Raw genomic sequence first — 13,715 nt, 5'->3', positions numbered from 1 at the left:
AGTTCCCTAACGTTGTTCGCTATCGTCCTAACCAAGGTTGTGGGTTAACTGCTTGTCCTTGACGGCGGATTTCGAAATAGAGTGATGGTTCACCCTGGCCGCCACTGGTACCCACAAGGGCGATCGGTTGGCCAGCTTTCACCTGAGCACCCACATTGACTAGTGCACTCTGATTGTAGCCATACAAACTCATATCCCCTCTACCATGCTCGATAACCACAACCAAACCATAGCCTTGCAGCCAGTCAGCCAATAAGACACGGCCATCGGCGATCGCTTTTACTTCACTGCCTTCTGGTGCAGAGATAACCATGCCTTTCCAGCGTAGTTCACCTTGTAAGGCTTCACCGAAACGATGAGTTACATTACCACGGACCGGCCAGACAGCTTGCCCATCCGGGCGACCAAGGCCGCCAGTGCGTGCCATTAATGAGCGCTCACTTTCACTTGGTTTGTAGCTAGAACCGGTTTTCTTGGCTTGTTGTTCTTTAACTTTTATCTGTTCGCGTACCCGAGCGGCTTCTTTGGCCTCTCGTTCGGCGCGAGCTTTCGCTTCTCGTTCTGCTTTGGCTATTTGATCACGCAAGCGGGTTTCGTTTAGTTTTAACTCAGCCAGGCCTTGCTGATCTTTTTCCAGTGAAGCTTCCAGCGAGGTCAGGGTTTTCTTGCGTGCGGTACGTGCTTGTTCCAGTTTTTGCTGCTGAGTTTTCTGCTCATTCAACACGGTTTTTTGCTGATTTTGCTTTTGCTCCAGCGTTTTTTTCTCGGCAGAGAGATGGGTACGAGTCTGTTTCAGCTCTTCAATAGATTGCTGTCGTGCTTCATTGAGGTAACTGAAATAAGCCAGAATACGCTCACTGCGCTGGCTCTCTTCGCCACTTAAAATAAGCTGTAAACCACTGTGTTGGCCCTGTTTAAAGGCAGCATCAAGTTGTTTAGACAGAATATTTTGTTGCTGGGATTGTTTACTCTCGAGTTTCTCAATCGAGGAGGTGAGACGGGATATTTCTTGGTCTAACTCAGTCAGGGTACCTTGGGTGTCACGCAGGCTGCGGCTGGCCTGAGCAATGGTATTTTCCTGTTGTTTCAACTGATCCAGCAATGAACTGCGTTGCTGCTTTTGTTGCTGAACACTTTTTTCTTTTTCGGCAATATCCTGCTGAATGGTCTTCAACTGGTCTTTGCTTTGTGCGGTTTTTGCTGTAACGGGGGCATCTGCTGCCGTGCCGGATAATGGCAATAGCAATACGCCAGCGCAAAAAACGCTGGCGTACAGTGCTGACCACGGGCGACGCACCAACTGACCGGACAGCCGAGAAACTGTATCTCGGCTGGTGGTAATGGCATCTTCCGTAACCATTAATTTTGCAAATGACGCCTTTTCCTTCATAACGAAGGATTATTCCACGATGAACAGCGGCTTACCAGTCATCTCTTGCGGGATTTCCATTTCCATCAGTGACAACATGGTTGGTGCGATATCTGAAAGTTTGCCACCTTCCACCGCTTTAACCCCTTTATTGCCGACATAAATCAGTGGCACTGGCAGGCTGGTATGGGCGGTATGGGCCTGACCGGTTGCCGGGTCGCGCATCTGCTCAGCGTTGCCGTGGTCGGCGGTGATAAGCAATTGGCCATCGGCGGCTTTTACGGCAGCAACCACTTGTTCAATACAATTATCCAGTGTTTCTACTGCTTTCACCGCAGCATCGTAATCACCGGTATGACCAACCATATCGCCGTTCGGATAGTTACAAATTATCACATCATATTTGCCACTGCCGATAGCGCCGACCAGTTTCTCAGTCAGTTCTGCTGAACTCATTTCCGGTTGCAGGTCATAAGTGGCAACTTTCGGTGAGTTGATCAGGATACGGTCTTCGCCTTTAAATGGTTCTTCAACGCCGCCGTTATAGAAGAAAGTGACGTGAGCATACTTTTCAGTTTCGGAAATACGTAACTGGGTTTTGTCATGCTTCATCAGCCACTCACCGAAGGTATTCTGTAGTGATGCTGGTGGGTAAGCGCAGGCCACTTTAATATCCGCTGCATATTCGGTCAGCATAACGAAATCGCCGAAATTAACTACTTTATCGCGTTTGAAACCGTCAAAATCGGCATTAACAAAGCTGCGGGTGATTTGACGGGCGCGGTCAGCGCGGAAGTTCATGAAGATCAGCGCGTCGCCATCGTTCATCGCCGCATCGGCTTCGCCAGCCGCCTGAATGACAGTTGGTCGGACAAATTCATCGTTTTCATCACGGGCATAAGCTGCTTGCAAACCTGCGACGGCGTTATCGAAGGTGAATTCACCTTTTGCCTGAGTCAGCAAATCGTAAGCCAGTTGTACGCGATCCCAGCGGTTATCACGGTCCATCGCATAGTAACGACCAATAATAGAAGCGATGCGACCTTTACCCAGCGCGGCAAATTTCTCAGTGAATCGTTTCAGTGAAGATTCCGCACTGCGCGGCGGAGTGTCACGTCCATCGAGGAATGCGTGCAGATAAATAGCCGTCGCACCGCGTTTGGCGGCCAGTTCAACCATCGCCAGAATGTGGTCTTCGTGGCTGTGTACACCACCGGCAGATAACAGACCCATAATGTGGACCGCTTTGCCTGCTTTAACCGCTTTATCAATCGCTGCTGTTAAGGTTGAGTTAGTGAAAAAGTCGCCGTCTTTGATCTCTTTGTCGAGACGGGTCAAGTCCTGATAAACAATGCGACCAGCTCCCAGGTTGACGTGGCCCACTTCAGAGTTACCCATTTGCCCATCTGGCAGGCCAACATCCAGACCGGACGCGGCAATTAAAGTATGAGGCTGTTGCTGCCATAAACGGTCCATAACCGGCGTTTTAGCATTCAGAATGGCATTATCCTGCTGCTCTTCGCGGTGACCATAGCCATCAAGAATAGTCAGTACCAGTGGTTTTTTAGTGCTCGACATTGCATAACCTCTTTCTTATAAGTCCAAGTGTCAAATAGCAGCGAACATCCAACGATATGCGCGGCTATGTACACTCGGCTATTTACGTTAACGTATTTACACCGCCAGAACGAAGGCGGTAATTTACTACAAAACCGGTTAAAAATAGCCCAAAGAGATCAACATTGGCGTGGGGTTTTGCGTAATTGTCATCATTTAGACGACAAAAGTTTCCGAAATGGCTCGCAGTTTCTGCAATAGCACTTGCATATTGGCTGTATTTGCCGCAACGCGCAGGTATACTCTGTGACCTTGAATATTATCCCCTAACTAACGGGAGTTTTTACCCCCATGTTGCAAGAAATTATGCAATTCATTAGCCAGCATCCGGTTTTGAGTCTGGCTTGGGTGGCGTTGTTCGTCGCCGTAATTTTCACCAGCTTTAAAACCTCTCTCTCTAAAGTGAAAGAGATTACCCGTGGTGAAGCGACGCGTCTGATTAACAAAGAAGATGCGGTTGTGGTTGATATCCGCACACGTGATGATTATCGCAAAGGCCATATCGCCAGTTCTATTAATTTGCTGCCAAGCGACATTAAAAACGGTAATTTGGCTGAATTGGAAAAACACAAAACACAGCCTATCATTGTGGTTTGTGCTACTGGGACAACCTCTCGTGCTTCGGCTGAACTGCTGAACAAAGCAGGCTTTGAACGCGTATTTACCTTGAAAGAAGGTATCTCCGGTTGGAGTGGCGAGAATCTACCACTGGCGCGCGGCAAGTAATCATATTGCCTGCGTTTTAGTGATATGAGTATTGAGCTGTACCCGTATTTGTTATAAAAATTCGCTATATCAATAAATTATAATGTTAACTGAGGTGTATCCATGGCGAAGATTGAGATTTATACCAAAGCAACCTGCCCGTTCTGCCATCGTGCCAAAGCACTGCTGAACCACAAAGGTGCTGCTTTCCATGAAATCGCAATTGATAGTGATCCGGCCAAACGCGAAGAGATGATTGCTCGGAGTGGGCGGACGACTGTGCCTCAGGTATTTATTGATGGGCAGCATATCGGTGGCTGTGATGATTTACACGCCCTGGATGCGCGCGGTGGGCTTGATCCGCTGCTTTAACTCGTCAGTGGGTCCCATTAATTTGATGGACAGAGCCCACGGCGGCAGTGCTATTTAATACAGACGTCTAACTTAGGGTATTTATACACATGTCCGAACAAAACAACACAGAGATGGCTTTCCAGATCCAGCGTATCTACACCAAAGATATCTCTTTCGAAGCACCAAATGCCCCGCAGGTTTTCCAGCAGGATTGGCAACCAGAAGTTAAACTTGATCTTGATACTGCTTCTAGTCAACTGGCTGAAGATGTGTATGAAGTGGTACTGCGAGTGACGGTAACCGCCTCTTTGGGTGAAGAAACTGCATTCCTGTGTGAAGTTCAGCAGGGTGGTATCTTCTCCATCGCGGGTATCGATGGTACCCAGTTGGCGCATTGCTTAGGTGCATACTGCCCGAACATTTTGTTCCCGTATGCTCGCGAATGCATCACCAGCCTGGTTTCTCGTGGTACTTTCCCACAGCTTAATTTGGCACCGGTTAACTTTGATGCCCTGTTCATGAACTATCTGCAACAGCAGGCTGACGGCGAAGGTGCTGAACAACGTCAGGATGCCTGATGAACACCATCAATGCTTCAATGACTGTAATCGGTGCCGGATCTTACGGCACCGCATTAGCCATTACGCTGGCGCGTAATGGCCATCAAGTCGTGTTATGGGGTCATGACCCTAAGCATATTCAGGTTTTGCAACGTGATCGTTGTAACCAAGCTTTCCTACCCGATGTTCCTTTCCCAGATACCTTATTACTGGAAACCGATCTGGCACGTGCGCTGGCAGCCAGCCGCGATGTGTTAGTCGTGGTACCTAGCCATGTCTTCGGTGCGGTATTGCATCAGTTGAAACCACATTTACGCAAAGATGCACGTATCGTTTGGGCGACCAAAGGGCTTGAGGCCGAAACTGGCCGCTTGCTGGCGGATGTGGCGCGCGAAGTGTTGGGTGAAACTATCCCGCTGGCGGTGGTGTCTGGCCCAACCTTTGCTAAAGAGTTGGCAGCAGGGTTACCGACGGCAATTGCGCTGGCATCAACCGATGCGCAATTTAGCGAAGACCTGCAACAGTTATTGCACTGTGGCAAAAGCTTCCGGGTTTACAGTAATGCTGATTTTATCGGGGTGCAGCTTGGCGGTGCGGTGAAAAACGTGATTGCGATTGGTGCCGGGATGTCCGATGGCATTGGTTTTGGTGCGAATGCCCGTACTGCACTGATAACCCGAGGTTTGGCCGAAATGACGCGGCTGGGTTCTGCATTGGGTGCCGACCCTTCCACCTTTATGGGCATGGCAGGCTTGGGTGATTTGGTGCTAACCTGCACAGATAACCAATCTCGTAACCGCCGGTTTGGTATTATGCTGGGCCAAGGGTTAGGGGTACAAGAAGCGCAGGACAAGATTGGTCAGGTGGTTGAAGGTTACCGCAATACCAAAGAAGTTCTGGCATTAGCCCAGCGCCATGGTGTTGAAATGCCGATAACTGAACAGATCTATCAAGTGCTCTATTGTCACAAAAATGCCCGTGAAGCGGCATTGACCTTATTGGGTCGGACCAAAAAAGATGAGAAAAGCGGCATTTGATCGGTTACGCGGGTTTGGCGGAATAAAATAATAACTACATACCTAAAGTCATTGGTGTTGCCGCTAACACTGCGGTGACCTCAACGAATATGGGTATAGTTGCCTTGGTCGTTCCCTTGGGCAATTTTTTATGGGCAGGAGTAGGTAATGTCGTCAGAAGAGTTAGAACTGGTCTGGAGTAGCATTAAATCAGAAGCAAGAGCACTGGCTGAGTGTGAACCCATGCTGGCGAGCTTTTTTCACGCGACATTATTGAAGCATGAGAATTTAGGCAGTGCCCTGAGTTATATTCTCGCGAATAAACTGGCTAATCCGATCATGCCTGCTATTGCCATCCGTGAGGTAGTTGAGGATGCTTATCGTGCAGATGCTCAGATGATAGTTTCGGCCGCGAGGGATATTCTGGCGGTGCGGCTACGTGACCCGGCCGTTGATAAATACTCTACACCACTGCTGTATCTCAAAGGTTTCCACGCTTTACAGGCTTATCGTATCGGTCATTGGTTGTGGGCGCAGGATCGTAAAGCGTTAGCTATTTACCTTCAAAATCAAGTCTCTGTTGCTTTTGGGGTTGATATCCACCCTGCGGCTACCATTGGTTGCGGCATCATGTTGGACCACGCGACCGGTATTGTTATTGGCGAAACGGCAGTAGTTGAGAATGATGTATCGATCCTGCAATCGGTTACTTTAGGGGGGACCGGTAAAACCAGCGGTGATCGTCATCCGAAGATCCGTGAAGGTGTGATGATTGGGGCTGGGGCAAAAATTTTGGGGAATATCGAGGTTGGACGCGGTGCGAAAATTGGTGCCGGGTCCGTTGTATTGCAGGCGGTTCCCGCTCATACCACCGCAGCAGGGGTACCTGCCCGCATCGTTGGTAAACCCGAAAGTGATAAGCCGTCATTGGATATGGACCAGCATTTCAATGGGATTACCCATGGGTTTGAGTACGGCGACGGCATCTGATCATCTCCTTCGTACTTGAAGCTGTAGCGGTGTTAGCTGCTCTTACTCACCCGAATCACTGACTTATGTCAGCTCATCGGGATGAGTTCGTTTGCTGCCTGGCTACAACTCCAATTACCTTGGATATACACCTTTCTATTGGGTTGCTAGCTGATCACCGACACATTTTGGCTAAAACAACGACTCTCTCAGTAACGCACCCGGATAACCTAATTGCCGCCAGGCTTCATACACCACCACTGACACCGCGTTTGACAGATTCATGCTACGGCTATCGGCTTGCATCGGAATCCTAATTTTCTGTTGAGCAGGTAACGCATCCAAAACACTGGCGGGCAAGCCACGGGTTTCAGGACCAAACAACAGGTAATCATCAGCTTGATAGCTTACTGCACTGTGGGCTGGCGTCCCTTTGGTGGTTAGTGCAAATAATCGGGCAGGCTGCGCACTGTCGAGATTTTCACAATCTAAAAAGGCCTGATAATCATGGTGATGCTTAATACTGGCAAACTCATGATAATCAAGACCTGCACGGCGTAAGCGTTTGTCATCCCAGGTGAAACCTAAAGGTTTAATCAGATGGAGCTGGCAGCCGGTATTCGCACATAACCGGATGATATTACCGGTATTGGGCGGAATTTCAGGTTCAAATAAAACGATATTAAGCATATGTCCCCCAATAATGAGGGGCGCAGGATATCAGAAACCTCCCCTCTGTGCAGCGGTTGCTAATGTCAGTAGCACGCACAATAATTTAAAAGCAAGCAGCGGAGAGTGTAAGCAGTGGCGGTTTTATATGCTGATTACCACAGTCACTACCAACGGGGTATTTACCATGATCCGGACGAAAGATACATTCTGGGATGCGATCGTTAATCGGGATAAAACAGCCGATGGCCAGTTCGTTTATGCAGTGAAAACGACCGGTGTTTATTGTCGCCCCTCTTGCCCGTCCCGTCAGGCTAAAGCAGAGAATGTTGAATTCTTTGCCGATAATCATGCTGCTGAACAGGCCGGTTATCGGCCCTGTAAACGATGTCAGCCCACTGAATTACCACTGTCACAGCAGCATGCAGACAAAATCAGTCGGGCATGCCGCTTAATTGAGCAGGCCGAGACGCCACTTAAACTTGATGAGCTAGCGGCGCAGGTGAATCTCAGTGCTTTTCATTTCCATCGTTTATTTAAAGCCATTACCGGGTTGACCCCTAAGGCATATGCCAGTGCAACGCGCAGTGCGCGTATTCGTGCACAATTAGCGGGGCAAGGCTCGGTAACTGACGCTATCTTTGAAGCCGGTTATAACTCTAATGGCCGATTTTATGAGCAATCGAATCAGTTGTTGGGGATGACACCGACCCGCTACCGCAGTGGCGGGCGTGATGTCACGTTGCATTTTGCCGTCGGAGAAAGTTCTCTCGGTGCGATTCTGATGGCAAAAAGTGAGCTGGGTATTTGCGCCATCTTGCTGGGTGACTCCCCAGCGCTGTTGGTGCAGCAGCTACAGGATAAGTTTCCACAAGCAGAGTTAATTGGCGGCGATGCTGAGTTTGAGCAATGGTTCGCGCAGGTGGTGGGGTTGGTTGAGGCTCCTCAGCTCGGGCTAGATTTGCCACTGGATATTCAGGGCACCGCTTTTCAGCAGCGGGTGTGGCAGGCACTGCGGGAAATACCGGTAGGTGAGACCGCCAGTTATGCTGATATCGCCGCCAGAATAGGTTCGCCCAAAGCGGTGCGTGCGGTAGCCGGTGCCTGTGCTGCCAATATGCTGGCGATTGCTATTCCTTGTCACCGGGTTATTCGCCAGGATGGCACGTTGTCAGGCTATCGTTGGGGGATTGAGCGCAAAAAGCTGTTGCTGGAAAAAGAGGGGCAGGGAGAAGAGGTCAGCAAACCGTGATAGCAGAGATCTGCCCGATCCCAGATGATCGGGCAGAGGTACGATAGATTAAGACTTAAGTGGATGCAGCGGCAACCACAGTATCAAGCGCAAGCCCCCTAATGGGCTATCTTCAGCCCGCACCCATCCGCGATGCTGATTGACGGCTGTTTCGACAATCGCCAATCCCAAACCCGTACCACCTGATTCGCGATCCCGCGCTTCATCAGTGCGGTAGAACGGCCGGAATATTTGTTCACGATCTTCCGGGCTAACACCGGGGCCATCATCATCGACAGTGATAGTAATACCCTGATTATCAGAGCTGAATGCCACCGCAATGTGATGATGAGAGTAACGCAGTGCGTTACGCACGATATTCTCCAGCGCGCTATCAAGTGCTGCGGGATTGCCAAATAGGGTCCATGGCCCGGGAGGTGCGGTGACTTCCAGAGTTTTGCCCATTTGGTCTGCTTCAAACTGGGCATTTTCCAGCACGTCAGACCATAAATCATTCGCTTTAATGGGTTCGCGATGTAGCTCGTTTTTATGTTGGCTACGGGATAACACCAGTAAATCATTGATCATGCTATCCAGTCGCTGTGCTTCCATTTCGATACGTTCCAGCTCTTTCCCCTCACCATGACGACGTCGCATCAACGCGGTCGCCAGTTGCAGGCGGGTAAGTGGCGTGCGCAACTCATGGGAGATATCAGAAATCAGCCGTTGTTGGGCCACAACCATTCTATCGAGCGCACTGATCATCTGATTAAAACTGGCACCGGTGGCCAAAAACTCTTGTGGGCCGGACTCCAGCTCAGGGTGCTGTTTCAAATTACCCCGCGCCACATCATCGGCGGCATTCTTCAACTTACGAGCCGGTTTTGCCAGACTCCAAGCCAACCATAGCAGCAGTGGCGCACTGATAAGCATGGTGACAATCAATAGCAGCAGCGGGCGGTCAAACATCAAATTGATAAAATCAGATTGCGGGCTACTGGCCGGGCGTATCAGATAGAGCTGATAGTTATCTTCACCATCGCGGATAGAGAAGGGGCCGACCATCTCGACACGGCCATATTTCTTCTTTTTCGGCTGATCTGAGTTATCAGACTGGCCGATAAAATTACGGACAATTTGCATTTCGTGACGTTGAGCGCCAATGACACGGCCCTCAGTGGTGACTAACACGAGATGTTGGCCCGGTGGTGCCCATTTTTCGATGGCGCGATAAAGCCTGCGCCACCACATCAGGTCATTGGCGGGGTCACTGGCCAGTTCAGCTTCGATATGTTGCTCGAGCATTGTTCCCTGGCGCTGTTCACTGTCGAGCAAGGCAGTCAGTTGACGCGAGTCGAGCTTTGGCACCATCAATACCAGCATTAATACCAGTGCTAAGGTGAACCAAAAAATAGCAAAAATTCGCGTCGTTAAACTGTTAATCATGTTTCTGATACCATCAGATATCCGCGACCACGCAGAGTTTTAAACCAAGGTAACCCGTCTTTGCGATCCGGCAGCTTACGGCGCAGGTTTGAAATGTGCATATCAATAGCACGGTCAAAAGGTGTTAACCGTTTCCCCAGCACTTCCTGGCTGAGATGCTCCCGCGAGACTACCTGACCGAGATGCTGAGCCAGCAGGTAGAGCAAGGTAAATTCAGTCCCGGTCAATTCCAGCGATTGGCCTTCAAAGGTAGCCTCTTGACGGCCTGGATTCAATTGCAGGCAATCAACGTCCAGTGTTGGCGCACCTTGATCGACATTTTGCTGTTGTTCGCTCCAGTTCGAGCGGCGCAAAATGGCACGGATACGCGCCACAAGCTCACGATCATTAAACGGTTTTGCCAGATAATCATCAGCGCCCAGCTCAAGGCCAAGCACCCGATCCAATTCACTGCCACGAGCAGTCAGCATAATGACAGGGGTCTGGTGATGTTGACGTAATTCTTTCAAAGTTTCGATACCGTTTTTACGCGGCATCATAATATCTAGCAATAACAAGTCGATAGAGTTATCTAGCAGGTTTAACGCCTGTTCGCCATCATAGGCAACAACAACATTAAAGCCTTCCATTTCCAGTAATTCTTTCAACAGCGACGTCAATTCACGATCATCATCAACTAATAGGATTTTATGCATGGTTATTTCTCCTCTTGACGCAAAATACGTTAACAATTGCCGGTATTCCATGACTTTACTTAGCTTTACATGCACTGACCCCAGTTTTACATGCGCTGACGCTTGTTTGCAGCAGGAGCGATAGACTGCTTCACATTGAATCGCATAGCAGCAAATCGCTTAGCAGACAGAACCCAGGAGTTAATAATGCGCAAAGTAACTAAAGTAACAACGTTAATCATGGCGTCAATGTTAGTTCTAGGCTCTCAAGCCGCCTTCGCCGCCGATAAGACCGGGGCCACTGATAGCTGGTGCCACGGTGATAGTGCGATGATGAACAAGAAAGATGGTCGCGGTCACCATAACATGTTTGACGGCGTCAATCTGACAGAACAACAGCGTCAGCAAATGCGTGACCTGATGCGCCAGTCTCGCCAAGGCCAGCCACGCCTTGATATGGCGGACAGAGACGCAATGCACAAGCTGATTACCGCCGATAAATTCGATGAAGCTGCGGTAAGAGCGCAGGCTGAGAAAATGTCCAAGGACCAGATTGAACGTCAGGTCGAAATGGCCAAAGTTCGTAACCAAATGTTTAACTTGCTCACTCCAGAGCAAAAAGCTGTCTTGAACCAAAAGCACCAGCAGCGCATTGAGAAAATGCAGCAGGCGCCAGCAGCACAACCCTCTTCTGCCCAGAAGTAAGTAGTACCCTGTAATACCCTGTTTTCCTTGCCATAGACACCATCCCTGTCTTTCGCCCTCCATGATGGAGGGCTTTTTTTATTCCATTTCCGTATACTCATAATTCTAAAATATCATTTAGGATAAGTTATGGATCCGCAATATGCGCGTTTGGTTAAAGCTGCCGCGCTCAGTGCGACAGGGCTGGCATCAACCTTACTGATTATTAAAATTTTTGCCTGGTGGCATACCGGTTCGGTAAGTTTGTTGGCGGCGTTGGTTGACTCTCTGGTGGATCTGGCCGCTTCTCTGACAAACCTTTTTGTGGTGCGTTACTCTCTGCAACCCGCCGATGAAGAGCACACTTTTGGTCATGGCAAGGCTGAGTCACTGGCCGCACTGGCACAAAGCATGTTTATTTCCGGCTCGGCGTTATTCCTGTTCCTGACGGGTTTTCAGCATTTGGCGTCACCGCAACCAGTGCAAGATCCAGGTATAGGTATCTGGGTCACCTTAATTGCATTATTCAGTACATTGATATTAGTCACTTTTCAGCGTTGGGTGATACGAAAAACCCACAGCCAGGCCATTCGCGCCGACATGTTGCACTATCAATCTGACGTCATGATGAATGGTGCTATTCTTATTGCATTGGCATTAAGTTGGTATGGTTTTCACTGGGCTGATGCGTTGTTTGCATTGGGTATTGGTGTTTATATTCTCTATAGTGCGTTACGTATGGGATATGAAGCGGTTCAAGCCTTGCTGGACAGGGCATTGCCTGATGACGAGCGCCAGCAGATTATTGATATTGTGATGTCATGGCCGGGCGTGATTGGTGCTCATGATCTGCGTACCCGCCAATCGGGGCCAACACGCTTTATTCAACTTCATCTTGAAATGGAAGATATGATGCCATTGATGGAAGCACATATCTTAGCTGAGGAAGTTGAACGCGCACTGTTGCACCGATTCCCCGGTGCCGATGTACTTATCCATCAAGATCCCTGCTCTGTGGTGCCGAAAGAGCGCCATGCGCATTGGGAGTTATAATTTCTTCATTAACGACAGGTAAACTGTGGTTACATTATGGTTCAGTGTTGAAGAAAATACCGCCAGATGGCATGACTTGAATCAATTCAGCTTGGTGTTTTTGCTATAATATCCGATATTAATCTCATAAAGCTGGTTTTCTGTACGGGTCTCTTGTGCAAGACAAAATTAGCAAATAAAGAATTTTAAAAATCGCATCTACAAGTTTAGAGGTAGTCATGGTCAAAAAAATCGGTGTACTAACAAGCGGCGGTGACGCGCCAGGTATGAACGCAGCCATTCGTGGGGTTGTTCGTGCCGCTTTGTCAGCAGGATTAGAAGTTTACGGTATTGAAGATGGCTACCTGGGCTTGTATGAAAATCGCATGAGAAAACTGGACCGCTATAGCGTGTCCGATATGATTAACCGTGGTGGTACCTTCCTGGGTTCTGCACGTTTTCCTGAGTTCCGTGATCCAGAAAAACGTAAAGTGGCCCTGAAGAACATGCAAGACCGGGGTATCGATGGCCTGGTGGTTATCGGTGGTGACGGTTCTTATGCCGGTGCAGACTTGCTGACCAAAGAGGGTGGTATCCACTGTGTAGGTTTACCGGGCACCATCGATAACGATGTGGCCGGTACTGACTATACCATCGGTTTCTTCACTGCACTGGGGACCGTGGTTGAAGCGATTGACCGTCTGCGTGATACCTCCTCTTCACACCAACGTATCTCTATCGTTGAAGTGATGGGTCGTTATTGTGGTGACCTGACTTTGGCGGCTGCCATTGCTGGTGGTTGTGAGTTTATTGCTATTCCTGAAGTCGAATTCAAACGTGATGATTTGGTTGATGAAATCAAAGCTGGCATCGCGAAAGGTAAAAAGCACGCTATCGTTGCTATTACTGAAAAACTGGATGATATCGACGAACTGGCTAAATATATCGAGAAAGAAACCGGCCGTGAAACCCGTGGCACTGTATTAGGCCACATTCAGCGTGGTGGTGCACCAGTAGCCTATGACCGCATTCTGGCTTCCCGTATGGGTGCTTATGCCGTCGACTTGTTGTTGGAAGACCACGACTATACGCAAGGTGGTTTCTGCGTTGGCGTACAAAACGAGAAAATGGTGCATGAACTTATCTCTGTTTGTATTGCGCCAGAGAACAAGAAAAGTAAATTTAAAGAAGATTGGTACGACACAGCTAAAAAATTGTTCTAAAACAGTCTGCTATCCAATATAAAAGCCTCCGCATGCCGGGGGCTTTTTGCATTTATGCCTGCTATTTCTCAGACCACCGGTGTGTCGATTGCTTGATATTTATTGGTCGTGCTGCCTGTATATTTCGTATTGATATAATCAAAACTTTTTTATTCTTTAATTGCGC

The 13,715-nt window shown here is 49.0% G+C and carries 14 protein-coding genes; 9 read left to right on the top strand and 5 right to left on the bottom strand.

The genetic code is table 11. The features are described from left to right. Positions 1-19: 19 nt before the first annotated feature. A complete protein-coding gene (gene envC / locus ACWJJO_RS22180) occupies positions 20-1,390 on the bottom strand; it encodes a murein hydrolase activator EnvC (protein WP_372569787.1) in 1,371 nt (456 codons plus the stop codon). Between the two features lie 9 nt (positions 1,391-1,399). Further along, entirely contained in the window at positions 1,400-2,947 is a 1,548-nt protein-coding gene (gene gpmM / locus ACWJJO_RS22175; protein ID WP_481091526.1) for a 2,3-bisphosphoglycerate-independent phosphoglycerate mutase, read from the bottom strand. Between the two features lie 330 nt (positions 2,948-3,277). Here gpmM and ACWJJO_RS22170 point away from each other — a divergent pair, with 330 nt between their 5' ends. From ACWJJO_RS22170 to cysE, 5 genes are all read left to right on the top strand, one after another. After that, positions 3,278-3,712 carry a rhodanese-like domain-containing protein gene (locus ACWJJO_RS22170; protein ID WP_083161738.1) on the top strand — a complete coding sequence of 145 codons (435 nt, stop codon included), beginning with the start codon at positions 3,278-3,280 and terminating at the stop codon, positions 3,710-3,712. A gap of 102 nt (positions 3,713-3,814) precedes the next feature. Continuing rightward, on the top strand, positions 3,815-4,063 hold the full coding sequence (gene grxC, locus ACWJJO_RS22165) for a glutaredoxin 3 (protein ID WP_083161740.1): 249 nt from the start codon (positions 3,815-3,817) through the stop codon (positions 4,061-4,063). An 89-nt stretch (positions 4,064-4,152) separates the two neighbouring features. Then, positions 4,153-4,623, top strand: a complete 471-nt coding sequence (gene secB, locus ACWJJO_RS22160; protein WP_032907531.1) for a protein-export chaperone SecB — start codon at positions 4,153-4,155, stop codon at positions 4,621-4,623. After that, on the top strand, positions 4,623-5,642 hold the full coding sequence (gpsA, locus tag ACWJJO_RS22155) for an NAD(P)H-dependent glycerol-3-phosphate dehydrogenase (protein WP_083161742.1): 1,020 nt from the start codon (positions 4,623-4,625) through the stop codon (positions 5,640-5,642). Before secB ends, gpsA begins: the two co-directional genes overlap by 1 nt. A 147-nt stretch (positions 5,643-5,789) precedes the next feature. Further along, positions 5,790-6,611 (top strand): serine O-acetyltransferase, encoded by an 822-nt coding sequence (gene cysE, locus ACWJJO_RS22150; RefSeq protein WP_005190588.1) that lies wholly within the window; start codon positions 5,790-5,792, stop codon positions 6,609-6,611. 171 nt (positions 6,612-6,782) lie between these two features. Here the strand turns inward: cysE and trmL are convergent, their stop codons facing one another. After that, positions 6,783-7,280 (bottom strand): tRNA (uridine(34)/cytosine(34)/5-carboxymethylaminomethyluridine(34)-2'-O)-methyltransferase TrmL, encoded by a 498-nt coding sequence (gene trmL, locus ACWJJO_RS22145; protein WP_083161744.1) that lies wholly within the window; start codon positions 7,278-7,280, stop codon positions 6,783-6,785. Positions 7,281-7,407: 127 nt separating this feature from the next. Here trmL and ada point away from each other — a divergent pair, with 127 nt between their 5' ends. Beyond that, positions 7,408-8,511, top strand: a complete 1,104-nt coding sequence (gene ada / locus ACWJJO_RS22140; protein WP_372569785.1) for a bifunctional DNA-binding transcriptional regulator/O6-methylguanine-DNA methyltransferase Ada — start codon at positions 7,408-7,410, stop codon at positions 8,509-8,511. Between the two features lie 48 nt (positions 8,512-8,559). Here the strand turns inward: ada and cpxA are convergent, their stop codons facing one another. Beyond that, positions 8,560-9,936 (bottom strand): envelope stress sensor histidine kinase CpxA, encoded by a 1,377-nt coding sequence (gene cpxA, locus ACWJJO_RS22135; RefSeq protein ID WP_372569784.1) that lies wholly within the window; start codon positions 9,934-9,936, stop codon positions 8,560-8,562. Further along, positions 9,933-10,631, bottom strand: coding sequence for an envelope stress response regulator transcription factor CpxR (gene cpxR / locus ACWJJO_RS22130; RefSeq protein ID WP_005190576.1), 699 nt, complete (start codon positions 10,629-10,631; stop codon positions 9,933-9,935). Before cpxR ends, cpxA begins: the two co-directional genes overlap by 4 nt. A gap of 186 nt (positions 10,632-10,817) precedes the next feature. Between cpxR and cpxP the strand changes: the two genes are divergently transcribed. The 3 genes from cpxP (at position 10,818) to pfkA (ending at position 13,549) form a co-directional block, all read left to right on the top strand. Next, on the top strand, positions 10,818-11,315 hold the full coding sequence (gene cpxP / locus ACWJJO_RS22125; RefSeq protein WP_083161748.1) for a cell-envelope stress modulator CpxP: 498 nt from the start codon (positions 10,818-10,820) through the stop codon (positions 11,313-11,315). A gap of 129 nt (positions 11,316-11,444) precedes the next feature. After that, positions 11,445-12,347 carry a CDF family cation-efflux transporter FieF gene (fieF, locus tag ACWJJO_RS22120; RefSeq protein ID WP_083161750.1) on the top strand — a complete coding sequence of 301 codons (903 nt, stop codon included), beginning with the start codon at positions 11,445-11,447 and terminating at the stop codon, positions 12,345-12,347. A 218-nt stretch (positions 12,348-12,565) separates the two neighbouring features. Then, on the top strand, positions 12,566-13,549 hold the full coding sequence (pfkA, locus tag ACWJJO_RS22115; protein WP_083161752.1) for a 6-phosphofructokinase: 984 nt from the start codon (positions 12,566-12,568) through the stop codon (positions 13,547-13,549). Positions 13,550-13,715: the final 166 nt, after the last annotated feature.

Source organism: Yersinia antarctica (genome assembly GCF_056636475.1).
Note: the sequence above shows the minus strand (reverse complement) of the source record. Positions and strands in the feature narration are given on the sequence as shown.